Source organism: Methylophilus sp. OH31 (genome assembly GCF_000576615.1).
Classification (GTDB): Bacteria; Pseudomonadota; Gammaproteobacteria; order Burkholderiales; family Methylophilaceae; genus Methylophilus.
Window position 1 is genome coordinate 144,137 of record NZ_BAUS01000010.1, and the last position, 25,085, is coordinate 169,221.

Genomic DNA, 25,085 nt, shown 5'->3' on the forward strand with positions numbered 1-25,085 from the left:
GATCATCGCCAGATGATCTTTAAGGATATGGTGATATGACCCAAATCGAATGGAATGACTTCACCAAAGTGGAGTTGCGCGTTGGGCGAGTGATTGCGGCCGAAGTATTTGCCGAGGCTCGCAAACCCGCTTATAAACTGCATATCGACTTTGGCCCAGAGATTGGCGTACGCAAATCCAGTGCTCAAATCACAGCGCTTTATAGTCCTGAAAGTTTAATCGGCAAACAAGTGGTCGCCGTAGTGAATTTCCCGCCCAAACAAATTGGGCCCTTGATGTCAGAGTGCCTGGTGACAGGCTTTCATGATGTGGAAGGCAATGTAACGTTATGCATACCGGAGCACGAAGTCGCCTTAGGCACGAAACTCCTATAATTTGCCTTTCCAATTGACGATAGCTTATGCTCAAAGTAACCTAGAGACTAATCACAGTGAATGCAAATCAAAACTTAACTATCAAAACATCTATTCACTATCCCCAAATAAGGTTATGTTTTTAAAATTAAAAATCCTAAAAAAACCGATATGGAACTCAGAACTGCTGTACTAGTTGTAAAAGGAGCAAAAATTGGTGATGGTATAACACAGCCCTGTCGCGCTGTTGTGCGTACAAACGACACAGACATAGCCGTTATCCTTAAAGAGTTATCATTGCCTGCTATTGCTGCGGAATGTTTTGCAGCCCTACTTTTGCGAGAATGGGGATTAAATGTACCAGAGCCTATCTTAGTAAGCACTAACGGTTCATATGCTTATGGCAGTGCGGAAGTTACTTATCCTAGTTTAAAACAAAAGTTCCAATATGATTCATTACCGGCGGAGCTACAACAAATAATTCTTCTTCGCATGGCTAATATAGTTCGAGAATGGAAACAGACCCCTATTGCAATAGCAGTCGATGAAGCCATAGGTAATAAAGACAGAAATATTGGCAATATACTTTGGGACGGTGGCGAGCCTTATTTTATTGACCATGAACGTAGTTTTAATTTAATACCGCAACCAGATACCAATAAGCTTGTCGAACTTTCGATACTAGGCAATCAACATGGGACTGCAATGATACAAGCTGCTGTTGCCGCTGCCAGATCGCTATCTTTGAGTGTAGTTGAGGAAGTAACTGTAGCCGCCGCCAATCTTGACACTACTAATTTCAGTGAATATATTAAATCCAGAATGCCGCATTTAGTAGCATTAGTGTTAAACCGATTTCCACAACCCAACGACCTTTTAGCTGAAAAACTACAATGAGCAGAACTGCAACTTGGACACCAATATATTGGCAACCAGTAATGGGCTCAGGCGAGCGTATTATGGCTGGCGCTATTGTGGACTATGAGGATCAGATTTCTGCTCACAGACTTATCAAGAGCGACATTCTGAAAACTCTTTACGGACCTGCTGCGAATAACTTAGAAAATTTAATAGACACAGCATTAAAGTTACAACAAGAAATGGCCCAGACGATTGGTTTAACAAACTTGCCTGAGGTGATGGGATTGCAAAAAGGTGAAGTGCATACTTCTCAAGCAAACAGTCGTTTCGAAGCTTTACGCCAAGCGGTTTTACTTTACTCAAGTATGTGTAATATAGATTTACTTGATGACTCAAATGATGATGATAAACCTGTAGTCAGTGACGCTAATAAGCGCTTTCTTACCGAAGTAAGAGAACGTACCATAAGTTTACACCCCGAATACTCTGGATACTTCAATCGCCAGTCCCCCTTATTTGAAGGTGGAGAGCCAGTCAAGTTTGGTTTCATATCGAATAAAACTATCATCCACTTTTCAGTACTTCACTCGGTGAGGCAGCAACAGAGCGTAAGTTCAGCAAGAGCCAAATTGTGGGAGTTAGCTGGTGCTAGCAAATATATAGGCTCTTCTGCTGCTTTGATAATGGCGGTCCCTCGCTTTGATGATGCAACACTTGGTGAAACACAAATGAAGTCGGCAAAAAAGAATATAGCAGAAATTGAAACTGAAGCAGATAAAGCAGAAATGCGGTTATATTGCGTAACCACATCACATGATGGTGCAGATCAGCTCATACAATTAGCCAATTAGAATTGCGTTGTGACTCATAATCTCCAATAAAACTTTAATTGAAAAAATTTAGATTTTAAAAGCACAAACGTACCTGACCTTTCTCATCCAACTCAACGACTTGCATTTACACGATATCGCCTCGTTGAGATAGTTACTACCAATTGAGCACTCGAGTGCTCAATTGGGACAACCTAGCTAACCCAACAACCGTGGCAGCTCAACTACCGCGGAATAATATGTACCCTCGCATGCGTCACACCCGTTTGTGACGAGATAGCATTCACGCACTCCTCCACTTCGGCGATCTTGCCTTTCAATATGACTGTTTCCATACAGTTATCATGGTCTAAATGCACATGCTGTGCGGTAATAATCACATGGTGGTGTGCATGCTGTAACTGGTTCACGCGACTGGCGAGTTGGCGCTCGTGATGGTTGTAAACATAACTGAGCGATGCAACGCAATCAGCCTGGGCGTGGTTATTGTTTTGCATCACGTCCTCATCAAGGGCTTTGCGCACCAGGTCACGAAAGGCTTCTGAGCGATTCACGTAGGCTTTGACGGCCACCAGTTGGTCAAAGGCGTCGGCCAGGTCGTCCTCAACAGAAATCGTGATGCGTCGCATGGGCTAAGTCCTTGCTAAAACTGATAGGTCAATGTGAGTCGTGCAGCTCTGGGTTCTACCGGGTGAAAGTGAATATCGTTGACCGGTGCAGCCTCGCCTTTAAGTTGCGACTCATAGTAATAGTCGATATCGCTGGCCTTGCGGTCAAACAGATTAAACACATCCAGTGTCAGGCTGGTGCGTTGATTATACCGGTAGCCGATGCGGGCATAGGTAAGGAACGTGGCGTTTGAGCGCACAGAATTATCTTCTATCAGCGCCCTGGGGCCAAAGTAGCGTAATTGCATGCTGCCAAACCAGTTGCCCCAGTTTGTCACTGTCGCTCCCAGGGAGGCCACTTTGTTGATTGCGCCGGGGATGTATTGCCCTGCCGGGTCGTTGTCTCTAAAGCGGGCTTTGGAGAATGCAACATCCATATCGAGCAATAGCCAGTCGTTGACGACATAATGGTTATTCCACTCCACACCATAGCGACGGCTGGCGCGGCTGGGTTCAGTTTCACCAGCGTCGCCAACAAACAACAGTTCCGAATCAATATCCAGCTGCCACAATGCCAGCGAGCTTTGCAGGCCGGGAATCCATTCGGTGCGCACGCCGACTTCACTGCCGCGTGTACTCACCAGCGGCGTCACAGGCGAGGCCACACCACCGTTGGACAAGCGGGTTTGCGTGGTACCACGTGCATCATTGCTATGAAATCCTTTGCCAATATTGTAGAAAAATTCCGTGCTGGCCCACGGCCCAAAAATCACCGACAGCTTGGGCGAGGTGATGCCATCACTGGTATTGCCTGAGTTATCGTTGATGCTGCTTTTGACGTCAAACTGATAACGGTCATAACGCAGCCCGGCCACGGTACGCAATTTCTCATGCCACCAGAGCGTGTTCTCTGCATACAACCCAGCACTGCTTTCTTCTACCTTGTCTGCGCGACTCACGGATAAACGTTTTGTTTGTGCCGTGTGATAGAGGGCGACTGGTGATAATTTATCGTAACGGGTTTGCAAGCCAAGCTTGTTCTCCATCGGCAATCCAGCCAGCTCGCCAAACCAGGATTTGTTAAGATTGACGCCCAGCATGGTGCGTTTTTCACTTTGGTCAATCTGGTCCCCGTTTACGGGATCATTGAGAAAATAGGTAAAGTTACTGTATAAATCCAGCGTGGAACGCACAGCATAGGCACTGACTTGCCAACCGCCCTGCTGGTCACGGTGCTGCCTGGTCAGCGACAGGCTGTAACGCGATGAGTCGCCGCCATCGGTTGGATCTACCGCATCAAAACGCCCCAACTGCCCGCTGTGCACGGCGCGCAGCGGAATCTGGTCGGTGGACGTCCATTGATTATGATAGGCCATGGCGGTCAGGGTCATGCTGTCATGCGCATCCCCCTCACTGTAACGCAACAACCCATTATATTTCTTGACGCCTTCGGCCACCTGCCAGGGGCCATCGTAATGATTGACGTCCAGCGCATACAGTAAATGACCTTGACCAAGCGCTATAGAGTTGGCCAGTAACAGGCGTTGATAATCATAACTGCCGACGGTGAGGCTGGCGATGCCTTGCGGCAACCGATTCACCAGGTGCATACGGGCAACCCCGGCCGAGGAGAAATCACCTTCTTCGGCTGAATATGGCCCTTTTTTATAATGCAAATGGCTAACCAGCTCGGGAATCAGGAAATTCAAATCGGTATAGCCCTGTCCGTGCGCATGCGTGCGCATATTCACCGGCATTTCGTCCACATAGGTGGCAAAGTCTGTGCCGTGGTCGAGGTTAAAGCCACGCAGGTAAAACTGGTTGGCTTTACCGCTGCCGCTATGCTGGGTCACGATCATGCCGGGCACGAATTCAAGTATCTCGCCAATACGCGCAATTGGCCGGTTCTTAATCAGGCTAGCGTTGACTTTACCTTCACTGGCCGCATCTGATGAACCAACAGCGTTGTCGTAATGCGCGCGCACCTGGATTTCCTCCAAGTCTATAGACTCATTAGCCAGCGTGGGTACGCTGGCAAACAACCCTGCCATCGCCATGGCAATCTTTGAATATTTTGTCATCGGTGTACTTACCCTCTATCGTATGATCTTTTTTTTATTATTCATACGACGGCATTATGAAGCAGTGGACCACAATGACCTATACGTATATTGACGCAAACATATTTTTATTTGATATGGCATGACAGACAGGCACAAAAAAGCCCGCTGACGCGGGCTTTTTTTAACAACACACGACTTATTCAGCCGCTGGTGCTTCTTCTCTTGCAGGTGGATCGATCAAAGCTTTCATGCTCAAACGCACTTTACCTTTGTCATCCAGCTCAACCACTTTCACTTTCACGATGTCACCTTCTTTGAGGTAATCGCTCACCGCTTTGACGCGCTCGTGGGCGATTTGTGAAATGTGTACCAGGCCATCTTTACCTGGCAACAAAGTCACGACAGCACCGAAATCAAGAATCTTGACCACTGGGCCTTCGTAGATCTGGCCGACTTCAACTTCAGCGGTGATCTGTGCAATACGACGTTGGGCTTCAGCACCTTCATCAGCATTCGTACATGCAATTTTCACGGTACCGTCATCTTCGATGTCGATGCTGGTGTTGGTTTCTTTGGTCAGTGCCTGAATCACTGCGCCACCTTTACCGATCACGTCACGGATTTTGTCCGGATTGATCTTCATGCTGATGATGCGTGGTGCAAACTGTGACATTTCGGTGTTAACACCTGACACAGCCTCTTTCATCAAGCCCAGGATGTGCGCGCGGCCTTCTTTGGCTTGCGCCAGTGCCACTTGCATGATTTGTGCCGTGATACCGGTGATTTTGATGTCCATTTGCAGGGCGGTCACGCCTTTGTCGGTACCAGCCACTTTAAAGTCCATATCACCCAGGTGGTCTTCGTCACCCAGAATGTCAGTCAGTACAGCCACGCGGTTGCCTTCTTTGATCAGGCCCATTGCCACGCCAGCGACGTGTGCAGTCAATGGCACACCAGCATCCAGCAGGGACAAGCAACCACCACAGACAGACGCCATGGAGCTAGAACCGTTAGACTCAGTGATCTCTGACACCACACGCATGGTGTAGTCAAAGTCTTCTTTTTTAGGCAGTACTGCTTTCAAAGCACGTTTAGCCAGGTTACCGTGGCCGATCTCGCGGCGCTTAGGCGTACCCACACGGCCGGTTTCACCAGTTGCGTAAGGAGGCATGTTGTAGTGCAACATAAAACGGTCAGTGTACTCACCAGACAGTGCGTCAATGATTTGCTCATCACGGCCAGTGCCCAATGTAGCGACTACCAGTGCTTGTGTTTCACCGCGGGTAAACAGGGCAGAACCGTGTGTACGTGGCAAGACACCTGAGCGGATGGTGATCGGGCGCACAGTGCGTGTGTCACGGCCGTCAATACGTGGCTCGCCGTTCAGGATCTGGCTACGTACGGTTTTAGCTTCCAGTTTAAAGAACTCGTCTTTAATCTTGTTGGCTTCCAGCGTAGAAGTTTCTTCCGTAATCAAGGTGCCCATGACACGTGACTTGATTTCGTCCAGTGTGGAAGAGCGCTCACCTTTAGATTTGATTTTAAACGCGGCATTGATGTCGTCAGCAGCAATCGCAGCCACTTTTTCGATCAAGGCAGTGTCTGGCTCTGGCGGTGTCCAATCCCAAGCATCTTTACCGGCTTCTGCAGCCATTTCGTTGATCGCCTTGATCACTGGTTGCATTTGCTCGTGACCAAAGACAACCGCGCCCAACATCACTTCTTCAGACAGTTCTTTGGCTTCAGACTCAACCATCATCACCGCAGATTCAGTTGCACCAACCACCAGATCCAATGCAGAGTCTTTCAGCAATGAAACATCAGGGTTTAATACATACTCGCCATTGATATAACCTACTCGTGCCGCACCTAATGGGCCGTAGAAAGGAATACCAGACAATGCCAATGCCGCAGAGGCACCGATCACCGCCGGGATATCGGAATCAATTTCCGGATCCAGTGACAGCACCGTCGCCACGACCTGCACTTCGTTATAGAACGCATCAGGGAACAGCGGACGCAATGGACGGTCGATCAAACGTGCAGTCAGTGTTTCTTTTTCAGAAGGACGGCCTTCGCGCTTGAAGAAACCACCAGGAATACGGCCAGCCGCATAAGTCTTCTCTTGGTAATCCACGGTCAATGGAAAGAAATCCTGACCTTCTTTCACTTCTCGCTTGGCAGTCACAGCCACCAGCACAACGGTATCCCCGTAGCTGACGATCACTGCCGCATCAGATTGGCGTGCAATTTCACCTGTTTCCAATGTCAGGGTATGCGCACCAAACGGGATGCTTCTTTTAGTAATTTCAAACATATTTTTCCTTTTCTCTACCATGGCTATTCACTACCTAATAGCCAATCTCAATAATGAAAAGACAGCATTCGCTTACTGCGTTTAAGCGCTCCTCATTGGGTTGCTGGACGCGCGACGGCTGTATTTCCCGATTTGTGGTGACTTCCATCAACACGCTGCATCTGCTTATCCAGCTGCAACGCACTCACAGAAGCCACCGCGTTTTTGGTGATTTTTTAAAGCAAAAAAGCCGAGGCAATCACCATGCCATCGGCTTTTATTTCGTTAAAAGTGAACAGTGTTAAGTGTCACACTTCAACCAAATTATTTACGCAGGTTCAAGCGCTCGATCAGCGTTTGATAGCGGCTAACGTCTTTACCTTTGAGGTAGTCCAGCAAACGACGACGCTGGCTAACCATGGCCAACAGACCACGACGTGAGTGGTTGTCTTTTTTGTTGGATTTGAAATGCTCAGTCAGGTAAGTGATACGGTTAGTCAACAAAGCCACTTGTACTTCCGGGCTTGCGGTATCACCTTCACTGCGTTGGTATTCTTTAATGATTTTTGCGGATTGTTCTGCGGTAACAGCCATCTTTTTTCCTTTGAGTTAGCGTCAATGTCGCGGCAGCCAAGCAACCTATTTGCCTTACCACGCCGACATTCAAATTACACGAACCGCGCATTATATCGGCAAGTCCCTGCCTTGCATAGTCTTTTATAGGATTAAGCTTCTGTTTTTATGAATTAATTTCTGACTCATGGCCCCGATACAAGCTATAAGAAATCATCATAAAAACCTGCCTGGGCTGGCACTGCGCCGCGAATGCCGCAAATCGAGGCGGCAAACCAGGCGGCACGTGTCAACATGGTTTGCCGCGACCAACCGGCCAGCAATCCACGGATAACCACTGCCGTATACGCATCACCCGCCCCCACGCTATCGACAAAAGGCGATTGCAATTTCATCGGTGGCGCTCTAAAACCATTGCCATAAGCATCCAGCCAGAAACTGCCCTGCTCGCCACAGGTGACAAACACCTCACTCAAACCGAACACCATTAGCAACTGCCGCGCCAGGTCGTTAATATCTGACGACACAGGCAAGCCCACCAGCGCGCACACCTCCGGCAACTCTTCATGATTAATTTTCAGGAGATCTGCGGCCTGCAATACCTGGCGCAGGCTGTGCGCGTCATACCACGGCGCACGCAAGTTAATGTCGCAAAAAACCGTGGCTGTACACATTTTTAGCCATTGGTCAGCCAGCGCCTGCATAGGCGCATGCCGCAATGCCAGCGAGCCGATATAGACCAGGCGTGGCGGATGCTGCTTAGTTAAGGCTTGCACCGGCGGCCACTGCAAGTCATCGTAGGCTTGCTGATCCAGAATTTCAAAGCGGTGACCGTGTGCGTCCAAATGCACCATGACCTGCCCGCTGGGCAAAGTATCAGAATGTTGCACGCCAGCAATCGACAAGCCGCAATCTTGCATCTCGTCGACAATACGCTCGCCCAGCGCATCTTTGCCCACCGCCGTCAGCAAATGCACCTCCAGCCCAAAGGCATGGCAATGCCTGGCGACGTTATAAGGCGCACCGCCTATAATGGTTCGTTCGGGAAACACATCCCCCAGCACTTCACCCAAAATCATGATGGCATTCGACATCCGCTTTATCCTATTTTCCACACCCACCCAATCCCATTAACAAACCCTCACTTTTGTGACTCGCACTGACGCAGATTGTTTCAATAACCTGCCAAACCGGCCACACTGAGCATGATTCAACCGGCTCGCAAGCGGCATAAAATAACCTATGTGCAGCATATCAGGATTTTTTTTATCTTTTGTGTGCATTCTTGGCGATCTTTGCTATAATGCGCGTCTTGCAATTCGGGACATGCCCAAATTGCTGTTGGCCAGATAGCTCAGTCGGTAGAGCAGAGGATTGAAAATCCTCGTGTCGGCAGTTCGATTCTGCCTCTGGCCACCACTTCCTTACCTGCCTCTCGGCGCACTTCTTTTTCTGGGTTTGTTGATGTCATTAAAACACTTAACACCGGATGAGTTACACCCATTACTAAACGATCCATCATTGCTGCTTGTTGATATCCGCAATGATCACGAGCTGGTTTCCGGCATTTTGCCCGGTGCACTGCATGTACCTTTAGGCAATCTGACCGCCGTATTCGACCAGTTTCCCCAAGACAAAAAAATTGTGTTTTATTGCCGCAGCGGCGTGCGCTCGGTGTCCGCAGGCGAATTTGCGCTGGCGCAAGGCCGCACCGATGTTTCTCATCTCGCAGGCGGCATCCTGGCCTGGGCGCGTGCTGGCCTACCCATACAAGCGGCTTAACTTATTTTCAGGAAAGCTCATGCAATTCGATAAAGATCTTGATGCCCGCAACTTGAACTGCCCGCTGCCTATCCTACGCTGCAAAAAAGCCCTGAATGAGCTGACGGCTGAACAAGTGCTTAAAATCACTGCCACAGACCCTGGCTCCAAAAAAGACTTTGACGCTTTTTGCCGTCAAACTGGCCATACCTTGCTGGACACACAAGAAGCCGAAGGCGTATTCACCTTCTGGATCCGCAAACGCAGCGCTTAAGCCTGCGCCTCGTTTCAAATTAAAAAGCCCGCAATTGCGGGCTTTTTATAGCTAGGCGATTCGCTTATTTGGCTTGCTCAAGGCTACCCATGGCTTTCGGGAAGGTGACCACGCCCCAAGGCATGTTTTTCACTTCTACCTGGCTGGTCACTTCCAGCTTGTCGGCATCAATCACCAGCACAGCATCAGACTTACCACAGGCCAGCAAGATATTCTTGTTGTCCGGGGTAAAGCTGAAATGCCAGCAACGGTTAGCCGTGGGCACTTCTTTCAGCTTTTCAAAGGATTTGGCATCAAACACTTGCAGCAATTTGGCTTTATTGGTGGCCACAAAAATACGCTCGCCTTTGCTATCGTAAGCAATGCCGTAAGGTGTTTCAGCCGTATCCACGGTGCGCACCACATTAAAGTCTTTATCCATCACCAGAAACTTGTTCCCAAACTCCAGCGTTGCCAGATAGGTGTTGCCATCAGGAGAAACTTTAATACCGCGCGGTCTATCACCATACTCATGTGTCGCGATGGTCTTCACCAGTTCGCCGGTCTCAATATTGTGCACAGTCACGGTGTTATCTGCTTCATTGGTAATCACCAGTTGCTTGCCATCTGCTGAAAACTCCAGGCCTTCCGTTTCCGGGCCGCCGGTAATTTCACGGATTTTTTCGCCTTTGCTCAAATCCACCACTGCAATTTTGGCCGGAATTTTTTCATCATCGTCATCGTCCTCTTCATGCTTTTCACCTGGTTTAGGTGGCGGACCAGCTTTGGCGCTTGGCTCAGACGACACATAAGCAAAGTTACCGCTAATACGCACGAACTCAGGGTTTTTACCCACCTCAATTTGCTTCACAACCTCGCCGGTGGCCGTATCAATAACAGAAACACTGCCATTCTCACGCGTGGCAACGACTAACTGCTTGCCATCGTCCGTCACCGCCAGGCCGCGCGGTCCTTGTGCCTTGACGTCAAATTGCTTGGTGACCTGCATGGTCGCCAGGTCAATCACGTTCACGCCAGCATCTTGCGTAGACACATAAGCCACAGCGCCTGCGACCTCAGCGGCTGGCGCGGCGGCTTCGGCGGCCGGCTCTTCCTGCTTGTTACAGGCTGCCACACTGGCGACTAATGCCAGTAATAGCAAGCTCATGCGCGTACGACGCGCCATTGATGAATTCAACATTGCATTTATCTCCTGATTTTTTTATTAAAGCTTATAGTTGCAGCAAGAATCATACTCGCCGACAAACCACGGCGCACAACTACTTTTCACATCACCACCGCCAACAAAGGCTGTAAACAGCCACCATATTGGCTATTTATAACCAATTACCCTAGAAATAAGCGATAGGCCGGATTCTGACTTTCATCCCAGTAAGGGTAACCCAGTTGTTGCAAAAACTGCTCAAAAGCAGCCTTATCCTCTGGCGGCACCTGCATCCCCACCAACACACGGCCAAAATCGGCGCCATGATTACGGTAGTGAAACAAGCTGATGTTCCAGTTGTGACCCATGGATTCGAGAAAGTTCATTAAAGCGCCCGGTTTTTCCGGGAACTCAAAGCGGTAAACCACTTCGTTTTGTGCCTGTGGCGCATGCCCACCGACCAGGTGGCGCAAATGCAGCTTGGCCATTTCGTTATCGCTCAAATTCAGCGTTGGCAAGCCCGCAGCCTCCAATGTGCTGGCGATCTCAGTCGCCTCCGCCGGGTTATGCACGGCCAGGCCAACAAAAATATGCGCCTGCTTGTTATCAGAAAAACGGTAATTGAATTCAGTGATATTCCGGCTACCCAATTGGCGACAAAATGCTTTAAACGCCCCCGGCGTTTCAGGAATCGTCACCGCAAACACGGCTTCACGGTGCTCACCCAGCTCGGCGCGCTCAGCGATAAAGCGCAGGCGGTCAAAATTCATATTGGCGCCAGAAGCGACGGCAATCATAGTTTTGCCTTGCAACTGGTGTTTTTCGCTGTAGGCTTTCAAGCCGGCTAAGGCCAAGGCACCGGCAGGTTCGAGAATACTGCGCGTGTCTTCAAACACATCTTTAATCGCGGCACACACTTCATCGTTGTCGACCACAATCATCTCGTCAACATACTGCTGCACCAGGGCAAAGGTATGCTCGCCCACCTGCTTCACCGCAGCGCCATCTGCAAACAAGCCGACTTGCTCCAGCATCACGCGCTGTCCAAGTTTCACTGACTCTGTCATCGCTTCCGCATCTTGCGCCTCAACGCCAATCACTTTGATCTCCGGGCGCACGGCTTTGATATATGCCGCAATCCCCGCCAGTAAACCGCCACCGCCGACACAGCAGAAAATCGCTTCTATCGGCTCCGGGTGATCCTGCACAATTTCCAGCGCAATCGTGCCCTGACCGGCAATCACGTCCGGGTCATCATACGGGTGTACAAAGGTCAGACCTTCGCTTTGCTCTACTTTGAGGGCATGCGCATAGGCATCAGAATAACTGTCGCCAAACAGCACCACCTCGGCCCCACGCGAACGCACCGCATTGACCTTAATCGCCGGGGTTGTCGTCGGCATCACAATCACGGCACGGCAGCCCATCTTTTGTGCACTCAGCGCCACACCTTGCGCATGGTTGCCGGCACTGGCACAAATCACACCACGCGCCAGCGCATCGGGCGGTAAATTGGCCATTTTGTTATAAGCACCACGCAGCTTGAATGAAAACACCGGCTGCATATCTTCACGCTTCAATAACACCCGATTTTTAAAGCGGGCAGACAGGTTAGGCATCTCATCCAAAGGCGTGTGTCTGGCCACAGCATAGACTTGGGAGTGTTCGATTTTTTCGCGGTAATTGATGGTCATGAAAGGCGTTAAGATTTTAAAACCGCAGGGTTGCAGTGTATGATAGAGAATTGTTTGTATTATAAAGAATTAATCAAGGATTGAAGCAAATGGCAATGGATAAAGCACAACAAGACGCACTGAAACTGGAAGTAGCGAAAGCCGCTGTGACTTATGTAAAAGACGGCATTATCGGCGTGGGTACAGGCTCAACCGCCAATTTCTTTATTGATGAACTCGCCAAAGTAAAACATAAAATTACCGGCGCGGTGGCCAGCTCAGAAGCGACGGCACAACGCTTGCGTGCCCACGGCATTGAAGTATTTGATTTGAACAGCGTCGACAGCCTGGATATTTATGTAGACGGTGCCGACGAAATCACTGAACACATGCACATGCTCAAAGGCGGTGGTGGTGCGTTAACCCGTGAAAAAATCGTAGCCGCCGTCGCCAAATCTTTTATCTGTATCTGCGACGAAAGCAAATTCGTACCCGTATTGGGCAAGTTCCCGCTGCCGGTAGAAGTGTTGCCAATGGCACGCAGCCATGTCGCTCGCGAACTGGTCAAATTGGGCGGCCAACCACAGTTGCGTGACTTCACCACAGACAACGGCAACCTGATCCTGGACGTGCACGGCCTGACCATTAGCGACCCAATCGCACTGGAAGCCAAAATCAATGCCATCGTTGGCGTCGTCACCAATGGCCTGTTCGCAGCGCGCCCAGCTAACGTCTTGTTGCTGGCCACGCCAAACGGTGTCAAAACACTGACAAAGTAATTGCAAAATTATCATGAAGTTGTCATATTGTGCTGGTAACCTGCACCGGCACAATAATTAGGAAAATTTGTCATGCAATTTGAACATACCTCTAAACAATATGATGTTGAACTGGAATCAGTACGTGCCAAGGTTCTGGAAATGGGGGGACTGGTTGAGCAGCAGATTGTGAATGCGCTGGAGGCACTCACCAGTGCCGATGTAAATCTGGCCAAGGATGTGATGGAGCGTGACACACGCGTCAATGCACTCGAAGTACAAGTCGACGAGGATTGCAGCCATATCATCGCCCGCAGACAACCTGCTGCACGTGATTTGCGCATGATCATGATGATGGTGAAAACCATCACCGACCTTGAGCGTATTGGCGACGAGGCCACCAAAATTGCCCGTACGGCACAGCGCATCTACGAACAAGACCGCATGTACAAACCCCGTTTTAATGAGATTAAAACCATGGTCGGGATTGTGCGTGAAATGCTACGCACCTCATTAGACTCTTTCGCCCGCCTGGACGTGAGCCAGACGGTAGAAGTGGCCAAGCAAGATGAGCAAGTGGACGAGCAATTCCGCGCCGCCATGCGTCAGCTGATTACGTTTATGCTGGAAGATCCACGCACCATTTCCATGTCACTGGAAGTGCTGTTTGTAGCGAAAGCGATTGAGCGTATTGGCGACCATGCCAAAAACATTTCTGAATACGTCGTCTATATGGTGAAAGGCAAAGATGTGCGCCACACCAGCCTGGAAGACATTCAGCGCGAAACGCAATCTTAAGATGGTTCCAAAACAAAAAAGCACTCCTGGGAGTGCTTTTTTTTAATGCCTTCAATCAAATGCACGAATTAAGCGCTGGGCGGCACATAACCACTCGCGACATCAGCACCATCACCAAAGAAGTACTTTTCAGTCTGCTCGGCCAAATACTTTCTGGCGCTGGCATCAGCCAGACTCAAACGGTTTTCGTTAACCAGCATGGTTTGCTGCTTCAACCAGCCTGCCCAGGCCTCTTTGGAGACGTGCATATAAATCCTTTTGCCCAACTCACCGGGATAAGGCGGGAAATCCATGCCCTCAAGCTCTTTGCCCAGTTTCACACATTGCACCAATCTTGCCATGTTCGTTCCTCACTATACTGCTAAAAGCGCTATCATAGCGCATGTTAAAATCTGATGTCGCAATTTAGAGATAAACCATGCAAAACAATCAATCATCTAGCCACCAGGAAAGCCCGTTTAAAGGCAAAACTGGTCTTCGTCGTTTAATCAATGCTTTTGGCTACTCCATGGATGGCTTTAAAGCCGCCTACCAACATGAAGATGCCTTCCGCCAGGAGGTCTGGCTGTCACTGGTATTGATTCCACTGGCATTTTATCTCGAAGCAGAAGCCTTGCACCGCATCCTGATGGTCGGCAGCGTGCTGTTGGTGATGATTGTCGAGTTACTGAACTCAGCCGTGGAGGCCGTGGTCGATCGCGTGTCCATTGAACGCCACGCCCTTGCCAAGCGCGCCAAGGATATTGGCAGTGCGGCCGTATTACTGGCACTGATTAACCTGGGCGTAGTATGGGGCTTGATCCTGCTAGGTTAATGTCACCAATCGCACCATAATTGGCAGCAATAAAAAAGGTTGGCAATGCCAACCTTTTTTATTCATCCATTTACCTTAGAAATCAGCCCTGGCACCGAGCAGGATAGACCGTGCGCCTGCTGGCGAAATATCCTTGAGAAAAGATGCGTGTTCGCGAATCTCATCATTGAGCAGGTTATTGGCTTTGGCAAATAACTCGACGTGATATTTCACAGGCAACTTGTACGCAACCAGAGCACTCAGGTTGGTGTAACCGTTGGTTTTCAACTCGTTCTCAGCCACATCGTTTTGCTTAAAGGCATGCAACACATCTAGACGCGCATTCCAGCCTCCCAGATGGTAATCCAGACCGCCACCCAGGCGCAAAGGTGAGATACGCGGCAGATAGTCATTATTGCGCGTGTCTTTGGCATGCACATAGTCACCACGCAACTTCAGCGCCCACTCATCATTCAAGGCAAACTTGCCTTCCAGCTCCACGCCTTTAAATAGGGCTGGGACAGCTCTAAATTCAGCTTCAGGCAACAATTCGCCATCAACCAGCACCGAGTTGCCTGTATTAAACACGCCAATGAAATTTTGGAACTTGGTCGCATAAGCGCCCAAAGTGACGCTGTTGCCTCCCGACTTCCATTTCAGTTGCGCATCTATGCCATTCGAACGCTCTTTTTTAAGCTGCGTGCTACCCACCTCAAATTGGCCAGTGGCAATATGCGCCCCGTTGGCATACAACTCAAAATAACTTGGCGCGCGTTCGTTATGTGACAGGTTGAACGTGGCGTTCCAACTGTCATTAATGGCATACAGCCCTCCCAAGGCAAAGCTGCTAGGATTAAAACTTTTATTTTGCCCAGCGCCAAAATTGGCACTATCCGCTGAATTAACGGTTGTTTCACCCGTACGGCCACCAAACGTCAGCTTGTGCTGATTAATCGCATACTCTTCATACACATACACAGACTGGTCTTGCGTGGTCACGCTAGGCACAAATGCCTCTTCGCCCAGTGCCTGGAAACGCGTATTCTGGAACTGGTAACCCAACACGCCATTAATCCCGGCAAAAGAAGCATGCGTTGCTTCCAGGCTACCCTGGACACCGCGGTTCTTAAACGTAGTGCCGACCACGCCATCTTCCAGTTCAACGTGCTGATAGTCTGTGTGCGCCATACGCAGCTTGAGTTTTTGTAAGGGCCCTTTTAAATCACGCACCTCACCCGCTAACTCCAGGCGTTTGTTTTGCATGTCAATGCGCACATTGTCTTCTGCCACCGTGCCATAGTTATTATTGGAGTCTGCATAAGACACACCGAGGTAACCGGTATCAAAGGTCCAGGCCGCCCCTAATGCACCGCCATTAGCGAGCGCATCGCTATTATTCAGTTTGCCATTGCCTTTGCTATCTCGCGCCGTGCCGTCTGCACGACTTTTACGTTTTGAAACCGCATAACCAGGAATCTCCAGGTCACTGGTTTCGCGGCTGTAAACATCTGCATGCAGCGCAAATACGCCGTTACCGACATCCATCACTGCCGCCCCGTTACGGGTATTATCCGGCCCACCAAACCGCGCTTCCGCACGACCGGTATAGCCATCGAGTGACTCTTTGGGAATACGATGGTCAATGGCATTCACCACACCACCCATGGCGCTACCGCCATAGAGCAAAGCCGCAGGTCCGCGTACCACATCAATTTGTTCAATAATCAGCGGATCAATACCAACGGCATGGTCAAAACTCAGGGAAGACGCATCCAGCACGCCAACACCGTTTTGCATGATACGTACACGTTCGCCATCCATGCCGCGGATAATCGGGCGTGAAGCATTAGGGCCAAACTGTGTAGAAGTAACGCCTGGAATGCCATTGAGCGTTTCACCTAATGTGCCCTGGCGACGCAAACTCAATTCGCGCCCGCCAATCACCGACACAGGGACGACCATATCATCAGAAGCGACACCTAAAGGATTACCCGTGACCGGGACTTGATCAAGATCGATGTTTGAAGTGTTATCTGCAGCGAAGACAGGGGTGGTTAATGCGGCCATCATCGCTAGCCATAGCGGTTTTTGACGCCAGGAATGTGGCGTCATGCTGTTGATCATATTCATTGTTATTTCCAGACACGATAGAGACAGTGCGCGTTGCACTGTACTCAGAATAAATAAGCGCCAGAGATGGCTAATGCCAATCCAGGAGCGCGATTAATATCAGGCGGAAATAATGAAAGGTGGGGCGCGCGCAGAATAAACGGCGACGCAACTGGTCACGACCGCGAACACCGCGGCGATTGGAGGCGTAAATCCGTTGAGTGGAGGCAAACTCCACTGCGGCGTTTGCGTCAGCGCAGCTGCGGCATGTGCCAGGCTGATACACAAGGTACAAGGTTCATTGCCTTGTTTTTTGTCAGGCTGAGACTGTTGCGTCAGCTCTTTGATATGGCTGATTTCGTGCGTCGCAATGCCGGTTTGCGCAATGGCAAACAGCACCGACAACAGGAAATAGACATAAAAACGCTTTAACATATTGAATATATTAACATATATTTATGACAATTGAGTGAACGGTCACGCCTAATGCAGCCATGCCGCGAGGATAGACTCCACGGCATTGGCGTTTTGCGCGGGCACATAGCCGCCTTCCAGCATCCATAGCATACGCCCTTGCGCGTAGGTATCCGCCAGCTGTTTAATACGGGTAGCGATCCTGCCATAGCCTTCATCAGAATATTGCAACGCGCCCAAACGATCACCCGCATGTGCATCCAGCCCGGCCGATACCAGGATCAGTTGCGGACGGAATTGCTGCATGGCAGGCACCAGCTGCTGGTCTAATGCGTGCAAAAGCACCTGCTCGTTGCTGCCCGGGGGTACGTCCACATTCATCGTGTAGCCGAGCCCGGCACCAATACCCTGCTCAGAAGGACGGCCACTGCCGGGATATAGCGGGTGCTGATGCGCACTGAAATAAAAAACGCTGTTATCTGCCTCAAAAATCGCCTGTGTGCCATTGCCATGATGCACGTCGATATCGACAATTAAAATGCGTTGAATGCCATAACGTTGTTGCGCATAACGCGCGGCGACGGCGATATGATTGGTCAGGCAAAACCCCATACCGCGCTCGCGGGTGGCATGATGCCCGGGTGGCCGTACCAGGGCAAATGCCGCCGCTGACTGCTGTGTCATCACTGCATCGATACCGGCTATCCCCGCCCCGGAAGCCAATGCCGCCACGGCTACCGAGTGCTGTGAGATCACGGTGTCACCGGTGCTAAGCGGCTGGTGCGCTCCGGCATGGACGCGTGCCTGTTCGGCATCCAGTAGATCCAGATAGGCGGCACTATGCACACGCAATAAGTCTTCGCGCGTAGCCGCAGCAAACGCAGGCCAGCGTAAAAACGGCCGCAATGACGCACTATGCTGCAATCGCTCCACAATCGCACTGACGCGGCGCGCTTGCTCCGGGTGATCGGGCCCAGGATCATGGGCTTCAAAACGTGTGTCGTACAGTATGCTAATGGTCGTCTTGGCCGGGGCGGCGGATACGTCACCTTGCGCCGCAGCCTCAGGCAAACAAGGCAGCAAGAGACTCAACACAAGCGGAGTAAGGCATCGCCTCATGGATACTGGCCCAATAGAGTAAGCCTATGATTGTAGAAACTTGCCGCGACAGTGGCAAGTCAGCTGGTCAGCTTATAGATTGACGACGCGCTTCGGCGCGACGCGACCATCACGCTGCTGAAAACCGACGCCAAGAAACAGGCCAGCTTCACTGTAAATGCGCAGCTCACCTGCCGGAATACTGCCTGATACCCACACCGGATTGCCCTGTTTAAAATAATAAGCCGCATCTTCTTGCAGCAGGATTTTGGGTAAAGCCGTGATCGCCGTATCTACCGGCAGCAGCAAGGCATCACGCTGTTCAGCGGTCATCTGCTCCAGTGCTTCAATGCTCACTGTATGCGCAATTTGATAAGTGGCGGTCGCCGTGCGGCGTAAAGCCGTTAAATGCGCCCCTGCCTGCAAGACTTTACCAATATCCTCACCCAGGGTGCGAATATAAGTGCCCTTGCTGCAGCACACTTCAATCTCTGCACTGTTATCAGCACACCCCAGCACGCGTAGCGCATGAATAGTCACTTGGCGTGGCGCACGCTCCAGCTCGACACCATCGCGCGCGTATTCATATAAAGGCTTACCGTTCACTTTAAGTGCCGAATACATGGGCGGCACCTGGGTAATTTCACCCATAAATTGCGGCAACACACGTTCAACATCTTCGCGCGTGATATGACAGTCCACCTGGCTGATCACGTCACCTTCTTTATCGCCAGTCGTTGTGGTGACACCAAACCTGACTGTGGCGACATAGGTTTTATTTTCATCGGTTAAATGCTGTGCAAACTTGGTTGCCTCGCCCAGGCAAATCGGCAACACACCGGTTGCCAGAGGATCCAGCGTGCCGGTATGCCCGGCTTTTTGCGCCTGATATAACCATTTGACCTTTTGCAAGGCCTGGTTGGAGGAAAAGCCATACGGCTTGTCGAGCAATAACACACCACTTATGGCGCGTTTAATGCGTTTGATTTGCATAGCTGAAGAGGATAAAAATTAGTCTTGCGGAGGCGTATCGGACAAAGCTTGATTGATCAGCTTGTCCATATGCATGCCGCGGTCTATGGATTCGTCATAGACAAAATGCAATTGTGGCACAGTACGTATCATCATGCGCTTACCCAATTGCGAACGCAGAAAACCTGCCGCTTTTTCCAGGCCAGCCTGCAAGCCTTTGCTATTCTTTTGCGCCGTATAAAAAACCTTGGCGTGTGCCATGTCACCAGTCACCTCGACCCCAGTCAAAGTGACCATCTGCACGCGCGGATCTTTGACCTCGAACATGAGCAAATCCGCCAGTTCACGGCGCATTTGCTCAGAGATTCTGTCATTGCGGGAAAATGCCTTGGCCATTACAGCGTTCTAGCCACTTCAACGACTTCGTAGACTTCCAGGATATCGCCCACTTCGATCTCGTTGTAGTTCTTGAGAGAGAGGCCGCACTCGAAGTTGTTTTTGACTTCTTTAACGTCATCTTTAAAGCGTTTCAGCGAATCCAGCTCACCCGTGTGAATAATCACATTGTTGCGCAACACGCGTACTTTGGAGTTACGTTTAACCATACCATCCTGTACGTAACAACCAGCCACAGCACCCACTTTAGAAATACGGTAAACCTCACGGATTTCTACCGTACCAATCATTTGCTCTTTCTGCTCAGGCGCCAACATGCCACCCAGGGCCGCCTTGATTTCATCGACAGCTTCGTAAATGATGTTGTAGTAGCGCAGGTCTACATCCAGGTTCTCGACCAACTTACGGGCACCGGCATCAGCACGCACGTTAAAGCCAATCAACACCGCTTTGGACGCCGCAGCCAGGTTCACATCAGACTCGCTGATCGCACCCACCGCAGTATGAATAATATTGACGCGCACTTCGCTGGTAGACAGTTTCTGCAAGCTGGTGGTCAAGGCTTCGAAAGAACCCTGAACATCTGACTTGATAATCAGGTTCAGTGTTTGCACTGCGCCTTCACCCATATTTTCAAAAATATTTTCCAGCTTGGCTGCATGCTGTTTAGCCAGTTTCACATCACGGAACTTGCCTTGACGGAACAATGCAATTTCACGTGCCTTACGTTCGTCATTCAACACAATGGTCTCTTCACCGGCACTCGGTACATCAGACAAACCAAGCACTTCTACCGGAATAGAAGGACCTGCTTCTTTAATATCATTGCCGTTCTCATCCAACATGGCACGTACGCGACCATAAGCGGTACCCGCCAGCAACATATCGCCGCGGCGTAATATGCCGGACTGTACCAATACGGTAGTCACAGGGCCACGGCCTTTATCCAGGCGACCTTCAATCACCAGGCCGGTGGCCGGGGTGTTTTGTGGTGCCATCAGTTCAAGCACTTCAGCCTGTAACAACACAGCTTCTAATAACTCATCAATTCCTTTGCCGGTTTTGGCGGACACTTCACGGAACATGGCTTCACCACCATATTCTTCCGGCACCACTTCATGTGTAATCAGTTCACTTTTGACGCGTTCTGGCTGCGCTTCTGGTTTATCGACCTTGTTGATCGCGACCACGATAGGCACGTTACCTGCCTTGGCATGGTGAATCGCTTCAATGGTTTGTGGCATCACGCCATCATCGGCAGACACCACCAGAATCACAATATCAGTCGCTTTGGCACCACGTGCACGCATGGCGGTAAACGCCTCGTGACCAGGGGTATCGAGGAAAGTGACCATGCCGCGCGGGGTTTCCACGTGATAAGCACCGATATGCTGTGTAATGCCACCGGCTTCGCCAGATGCAACACGGCTGCGACGAATATAGTCCAGCAACGAGGTTTTACCATGGTCAACGTGACCCATAACGGTAACGACAGGCGGACGCGCTTGCATCACGGCTTCAACCGTTTCGGTTTCTTCCAGGAAGCTCTCAGGGTCATTAGCGGCGGCAGCTTGTGCCTTATGGCCCATTTCTTCAACCAGAATGATCGCGGTGTCTTGATCCAAGACCTGGTTGATGGTCACCATCATGCCCATTTTCATCAAGGCCTTAATCACTTCGGCAGCCTTCACTGACATCTTATGTGCCAAATCAGCCACTGAAATCGTTTCAGGCACCATGACTTCTTTGATCAAGGGCTCAGTTGGCGCATTGAATGCGTGCTGATCATCTTTGCTTGATTTGTGATGCTTGCCTTTGGGTGTGCGCCAGCCTTGGGCACCAGCAGCAGCAGGGGCATCACCACGGGTTTTAATGCCACGTTTTTTATTTTCGTTGTCAGTCCAATCGCGGTTATCGGTCTTGGCTTTCTTGTCTTTGCTTTCAGGCTTGTCAGCGACTTTATTCGCTGGCTTGTGCAATGTACCTTCAGACAATTTGGTCGCGGCCGGTTTGTTTTTAGCCGCTTCTGCTTCAGCCTGGCGTTTGGCCTCTTCTTCAGCACGACGCAGGGTCAATGCCTGCTTACGCTTCACATCCTCAGCTTGCAGGGCAGCCAATTTGGCAGCGCGCACAGCTTCATTCTCGCGCAAGGCAATTTCTTGTGCAGAAAGCACAGCCGCTTTTTTCACGACCACCGGGACTTCCGCCACAGGCGCAGCTTCAGCAACAGGCACTTCAACTGGCTCAGGTTCCGGCTCTGGTAAGACTTCAGGCACTTCTTCCACCACGGGCGCTTCAACAACCACTTCTTCAATTTCTGGTGGCAGCTCTTCCAACACCTCAGGCAAAACACTTTCAGCTTCATCGTACGCAGCATCTACTGGCTGGTCATAGCCAAGCTCCGGGCGCTCCAGCACGCGTTTTTTGCGCACTTCTACCTGAATGGTTCGTGCTTTACCTGAACTATCGAGTTTTTTGATCTCGGTGTTTTGTTTGCGGGTTAAAGTGATTTTATTTTTGGGGGCATTCGCCGCACCATGCTCTTTACGCAAGTAATCCAGCAAGGCAGCCTTGTCACCTTCTTCCAAAAAATCATCCACAGACGTTTTATTAACGCCTGCGCTTTTCAGTTGCTCGATGAGCAGAGTCGTTGGAAGACCCAGCTCTGCGGCAAATTGTGCGACGGTTGAAAGTGCCATGTACTGCTCCAGTTCAATTACTTTATTTTTTAATTAAGATGTATGCATGATGTCTTAACCGCATAGGTTACTTAAACCAAGGTGCACGTGCGGTCATAATCAATGACTTGGCACGCTCTTCATCTATTCCTGTCAACTCGACCAACTCATCGACGGCTAGCTCAGCCAGATCTTCACTGGTGTGGATTTCGCTCGCAGCCAGTTTGTGGGCTGTATCTGCATCCATGCCGTCCAGTGTCATCAAGTCGTTGGTGTCTTCTTCGACCTTCTCTTCTTTGGCAATGGCCTCTGTCAGCAAAGCCGCACGCGCACGCGAGCGCAACTCATTGATGGTATCTTCATCAAATGCTTCGATTTCAGACATTTCAGCCAATGGCACATAAGCGATTTCTTCCAGCGTGCTAAAGCCTTCTTGCACCAGAATATCAGCCACTTCTTCATCCACGTCCAGCTTTTCAATAAACAACTGGCTGATCTTAGCGTACTCATCCTGACTCTTCTGTGCAGCTGCTTCTTCAGTCAGAATATTCAAATTCCAACCGGTTAACTCTGAAGCCAGGCGTACGTTTTGACCGTTACGGCCAATGGCGACGGCCAACTGCTCTTCATTCACAACCACATCCATGCTGTGCGCATCTTCATCAACCACGATGGAGGTCACTTCAGCCGGGGCCAGTGCATTGATCACAAACTGCGCCGGGTCCATACTCCACAACACGATATCTACACGCTCACCACCGAGCTCAGACGTGACTGCCTGTACGCGTGAACCACGCATACCAACGCAAGTACCAACTGGATCCAGGCGTTGATCATTGGTTTTAACCGCAATTTTAGAGCGCAAGCCCGGGTCACGTGCCGCAGAGCGAATCTCTAATAAACCTTCTTCAATTTCCGGCACTTCCAGCTCAAACAAGCGCTTGAGGAAATCTGGCGCCACGCGTGACAGTATCAGTTGCGGGCCACGGCCACCGCGATCGACGCGAGACAGATAAGCACGCACACGGTCACCGACACGCAGGTTTTCTTTCTGGATCATGGCTTCGCGAGGCAACAGGCACTCAATACGACCAACTTCGATGATCGCATTGCCTTTTTCCATACGCTTGATCACGCCAGTCACCAGGCTCTCACCGCGGGCCAGGAAATCCTGAATCATTTGCTCGCGCTCAGCTTCGCGCACTTTCTGCAAAATCACTTGCTTGGCAGCTTGTGCCCCAATACGGCCAAAGGAGATCGACTCTAATGGCTCTTCGTAGTAATCACCAATCTGTCTGCTGGCTGCACGCTCATCCTCTTCATCGAATTGGTAAGCAGAGCTTTCCAGCAGGTCGTATTCCACATATTGCCAACGTCTAAAGGTTGCGTACTCACCGGTTTCGCGGTCAATTTCCACGCGGATATCAGCACCTTCTTCATGGTTCTTTTTCGTTGCCGAAGCCAATGCCAGTTCCAAGGCAGTAAAAATCACCTCTTTATCCACATTTTTTTCATGTGCAAGGGCATCAACCAACAACAATAATTCACGACTCATCGTAATCTCCAACTCACCGTACGGATTAGCTATAACAAATTAATCAAAGACAGGGCTCAAACGAGCCTTATCAATATTATCCAGCGACAATCTATAAATCCAGCCATCGCACTCAACTACTACCTTACCTTCTTCGACCCCTTGCAACAGCCCCAGAAATGTTTTTCTTGGCAGGCTGGTTTTTGTCGCTTTAGGGCCATCGTCCTGAATACCAATGCGCAATTTGATTTGCGCACGCTCACCGGCAAAGCGCACAAAATCCGTCTCTTTGCTCAACACACGATCCAAACCGGCAGAGGACACTTCAAGACGGTCATAATCAATATCCAGCTCGACCGTCAATACATTACCGAGCTGATTGCTGACCAACACGCAATCATCAATCGTCACGCTGTCTTTATTGTCTTTCGGCGTGAGTTTGTCGATAAACACGCGCAGCAACTTGCCACGATTGGCTGTTTCAAAATCAACCAACTCATACCCCAACTGGGTAACCGTCTTTTCAACCACCGAATGCAGGTTTTGCATACGCGCCCTTAATTCAAAACGTTACGTCCGAAAACAAAAAATGGGCGTAACGCCCATCTATCATTTCGATTATACCAAATTTCCTTTTAAATTCAAAGCTGGACATGCGATGCCCAGCAGTCAACGTAACGCAGCAAATCACCAGGAATTCACCCTCATTTTTTAATAGCCCACTTGGGTCAATGACAGCGGCCCACGAGTCTTTTACTATACTTAAAACGAGGGAGAAGACTCTAATTAACAACCGCCCAAGCGGTGCAAACAATAAGCAGTACAGATTTCATGGCAGTCTATTTTGAGCATATCTAAATAGACTTTAACCCGGTGCTTGCACCGGGTTTTTTTCTGCCCGCAAAATGCAAAGTATTGATTTCCAGAATGAGCAGGTTTTTACAAGCAGAGCATCTCTGTTTTGTATCTACTGCTGCTGCGCCTATGCAAGGTGTCGCCTTCAGATATTTTGAAGCAATAAAAAAGGCCTCAACACGCGAGTGTTGAGGCCTTTTTAGAATAGGAGCTTGGGGATGACCTACTTTCGCATACGAAGAGT

At 50.0% G+C, this 25,085-nt stretch carries 25 protein-coding genes and 1 tRNA gene; 9 read left to right on the forward strand and 17 right to left on the reverse strand.

The window, feature by feature from the left end; genetic code table 11:
- Positions 1 to 35: 35 nt before the first annotated feature.
- The 3 genes from OH31_RS12240 (at position 36) to OH31_RS12250 (ending at position 2,065) form a co-directional block, all read left to right on the forward strand.
- On the forward strand, positions 36 to 374 hold the full coding sequence (locus OH31_RS12240; RefSeq protein WP_024930954.1) for a tRNA-binding protein: 339 nt from the start codon (positions 36 to 38) through the stop codon (positions 372 to 374).
- Between the two features lie 150 nt (positions 375 to 524).
- Entirely contained in the window at positions 525 to 1,250 is a 726-nt protein-coding gene (locus tag OH31_RS12245) for a hypothetical protein (protein WP_024930955.1), read from the forward strand.
- Positions 1,247 to 2,065, forward strand: a complete 819-nt coding sequence (locus OH31_RS12250) for a hypothetical protein (RefSeq protein ID WP_148296214.1) — start codon at positions 1,247 to 1,249, stop codon at positions 2,063 to 2,065. Before OH31_RS12245 ends, OH31_RS12250 begins: the two co-directional genes overlap by 4 nt.
- Before the next feature lie 203 nt (positions 2,066 to 2,268).
- Here OH31_RS12250 and nikR read toward each other — a convergent pair whose 3' ends face one another.
- The 5 genes from nikR to OH31_RS12275 all read right to left on the reverse strand — a co-directional run bounded on the left by nikR (position 2,269) and on the right by OH31_RS12275 (position 8,678).
- Positions 2,269 to 2,673 (reverse strand): nickel-responsive transcriptional regulator NikR, encoded by a 405-nt coding sequence (gene nikR, locus OH31_RS12255; RefSeq protein ID WP_024930957.1) that lies wholly within the window; start codon positions 2,671 to 2,673, stop codon positions 2,269 to 2,271.
- 14 nt (positions 2,674 to 2,687) lie between these two features.
- The gene (locus OH31_RS12260) at positions 2,688 to 4,733 is read right to left on the reverse strand and encodes a TonB-dependent receptor (protein WP_024930958.1); all 2,046 of its coding nucleotides are present in this window, start codon (positions 4,731 to 4,733) and stop codon (positions 2,688 to 2,690) included.
- Positions 4,734 to 4,911: 178 nt separating this feature from the next.
- Positions 4,912 to 7,032 carry a polyribonucleotide nucleotidyltransferase gene (pnp, locus tag OH31_RS12265; protein ID WP_024930959.1) on the reverse strand — a complete coding sequence of 707 codons (2,121 nt, stop codon included), beginning with the start codon at positions 7,030 to 7,032 and terminating at the stop codon, positions 4,912 to 4,914.
- Between the two features lie 303 nt (positions 7,033 to 7,335).
- The gene (gene rpsO, locus OH31_RS12270; protein ID WP_019883778.1) at positions 7,336 to 7,605 is read right to left on the reverse strand and encodes a 30S ribosomal protein S15; all 270 of its coding nucleotides are present in this window, start codon (positions 7,603 to 7,605) and stop codon (positions 7,336 to 7,338) included.
- A gap of 182 nt (positions 7,606 to 7,787) precedes the next feature.
- Positions 7,788 to 8,678 (reverse strand): PfkB family carbohydrate kinase, encoded by an 891-nt coding sequence (locus OH31_RS12275; protein ID WP_024930960.1) that lies wholly within the window; start codon positions 8,676 to 8,678, stop codon positions 7,788 to 7,790.
- Positions 8,679 to 8,927: 249 nt separating this feature from the next.
- Between OH31_RS12275 and OH31_RS12280 the strand changes: the two genes are divergently transcribed.
- The 3 genes from OH31_RS12280 (at position 8,928) to OH31_RS12290 (ending at position 9,619) form a co-directional block, all read left to right on the forward strand.
- Positions 8,928 to 9,003: transfer RNA gene (locus OH31_RS12280), tRNA-Phe, on the forward strand.
- 45 nt (positions 9,004 to 9,048) lie between these two features.
- On the forward strand, positions 9,049 to 9,366 hold the full coding sequence (locus tag OH31_RS12285) for a rhodanese-like domain-containing protein (protein ID WP_033425686.1): 318 nt from the start codon (positions 9,049 to 9,051) through the stop codon (positions 9,364 to 9,366).
- Positions 9,367 to 9,385: 19 nt separating this feature from the next.
- Complete coding sequence (locus tag OH31_RS12290; RefSeq protein WP_019883780.1) at positions 9,386 to 9,619, forward strand: sulfurtransferase TusA family protein; 234 nt, start codon at positions 9,386 to 9,388, stop codon at positions 9,617 to 9,619.
- A 64-nt stretch (positions 9,620 to 9,683) separates the two neighbouring features.
- On the opposite strand, the gene OH31_RS12295 is transcribed toward OH31_RS12290, so the two are convergent.
- Both OH31_RS12295 and ilvA read right to left on the reverse strand, forming a co-directional pair.
- Positions 9,684 to 10,784, reverse strand: a complete 1,101-nt coding sequence (locus OH31_RS12295; RefSeq protein WP_036299251.1) for a glutaminyl-peptide cyclotransferase — start codon at positions 10,782 to 10,784, stop codon at positions 9,684 to 9,686.
- A 161-nt stretch (positions 10,785 to 10,945) separates the two neighbouring features.
- Positions 10,946 to 12,457 carry a threonine ammonia-lyase, biosynthetic gene (ilvA, locus tag OH31_RS12300; RefSeq protein ID WP_024930963.1) on the reverse strand — a complete coding sequence of 504 codons (1,512 nt, stop codon included), beginning with the start codon at positions 12,455 to 12,457 and terminating at the stop codon, positions 10,946 to 10,948.
- 95 nt (positions 12,458 to 12,552) lie between these two features.
- On the opposite strand from ilvA, the gene rpiA reads away from it, so the two are divergent.
- Together rpiA and phoU are read left to right on the forward strand one after the other, a co-directional pair.
- Entirely contained in the window at positions 12,553 to 13,215 is a 663-nt protein-coding gene (gene rpiA / locus OH31_RS12305; RefSeq protein ID WP_019883783.1) for a ribose-5-phosphate isomerase RpiA, read from the forward strand.
- A gap of 72 nt (positions 13,216 to 13,287) precedes the next feature.
- Positions 13,288 to 13,992, forward strand: coding sequence for a phosphate signaling complex protein PhoU (gene phoU, locus OH31_RS12310; RefSeq protein WP_019883784.1), 705 nt, complete (start codon positions 13,288 to 13,290; stop codon positions 13,990 to 13,992).
- Between the two features lie 68 nt (positions 13,993 to 14,060).
- On the opposite strand, the gene OH31_RS12315 is transcribed toward phoU, so the two are convergent.
- Entirely contained in the window at positions 14,061 to 14,333 is a 273-nt protein-coding gene (locus tag OH31_RS12315) for an oxidative damage protection protein (protein WP_019883785.1), read from the reverse strand.
- Between the two features lie 77 nt (positions 14,334 to 14,410).
- Here OH31_RS12315 and OH31_RS12320 point away from each other — a divergent pair, with 77 nt between their 5' ends.
- The gene (locus OH31_RS12320) at positions 14,411 to 14,806 is read left to right on the forward strand and encodes a diacylglycerol kinase (protein ID WP_024930965.1); all 396 of its coding nucleotides are present in this window, start codon (positions 14,411 to 14,413) and stop codon (positions 14,804 to 14,806) included.
- Positions 14,807 to 14,881: 75 nt separating this feature from the next.
- On the opposite strand, the gene OH31_RS12325 is transcribed toward OH31_RS12320, so the two are convergent.
- The 9 genes from OH31_RS12325 to OH31_RS15205 form a co-directional block, all read right to left on the reverse strand.
- Positions 14,882 to 16,915: a TonB-dependent receptor gene (locus tag OH31_RS12325; RefSeq protein ID WP_024930966.1), complete on the reverse strand. Its 2,034-nt coding sequence runs from the start codon at positions 16,913 to 16,915 to the stop codon at positions 14,882 to 14,884.
- 99 nt (positions 16,916 to 17,014) lie between these two features.
- Positions 17,015 to 17,329 carry a hypothetical protein gene (locus tag OH31_RS12330; protein ID WP_024930967.1) on the reverse strand — a complete coding sequence of 105 codons (315 nt, stop codon included), beginning with the start codon at positions 17,327 to 17,329 and terminating at the stop codon, positions 17,015 to 17,017.
- Between the two features lie 48 nt (positions 17,330 to 17,377).
- On the reverse strand, positions 17,378 to 18,400 hold the full coding sequence (locus OH31_RS12335; RefSeq protein ID WP_242402280.1) for a histone deacetylase: 1,023 nt from the start codon (positions 18,398 to 18,400) through the stop codon (positions 17,378 to 17,380).
- Positions 18,401 to 18,499: 99 nt separating this feature from the next.
- A complete protein-coding gene (gene truB, locus OH31_RS12340; RefSeq protein WP_024930969.1) occupies positions 18,500 to 19,399 on the reverse strand; it encodes a tRNA pseudouridine(55) synthase TruB in 900 nt (299 codons plus the stop codon).
- A gap of 18 nt (positions 19,400 to 19,417) precedes the next feature.
- Entirely contained in the window at positions 19,418 to 19,774 is a 357-nt protein-coding gene (gene rbfA / locus OH31_RS12345) for a 30S ribosome-binding factor RbfA (protein WP_019883791.1), read from the reverse strand.
- Positions 19,774 to 22,473, reverse strand: coding sequence for a translation initiation factor IF-2 (gene infB / locus OH31_RS12350; protein ID WP_024930970.1), 2,700 nt, complete (start codon positions 22,471 to 22,473; stop codon positions 19,774 to 19,776). The genes rbfA and infB overlap by 1 nt, the downstream gene beginning before the upstream one ends.
- Before the next feature lie 67 nt (positions 22,474 to 22,540).
- A complete protein-coding gene (nusA, locus tag OH31_RS12355; protein WP_019883793.1) occupies positions 22,541 to 24,007 on the reverse strand; it encodes a transcription termination factor NusA in 1,467 nt (488 codons plus the stop codon).
- Positions 24,008 to 24,046: 39 nt separating this feature from the next.
- The gene (gene rimP / locus OH31_RS12360; protein WP_019883794.1) at positions 24,047 to 24,535 is read right to left on the reverse strand and encodes a ribosome maturation factor RimP; all 489 of its coding nucleotides are present in this window, start codon (positions 24,533 to 24,535) and stop codon (positions 24,047 to 24,049) included.
- Between the two features lie 305 nt (positions 24,536 to 24,840).
- Positions 24,841 to 25,085, reverse strand: a 245-nt coding sequence (locus OH31_RS15205) for a hypothetical protein (protein WP_206773615.1), incomplete at its 5' end; no start/stop codon positions are given.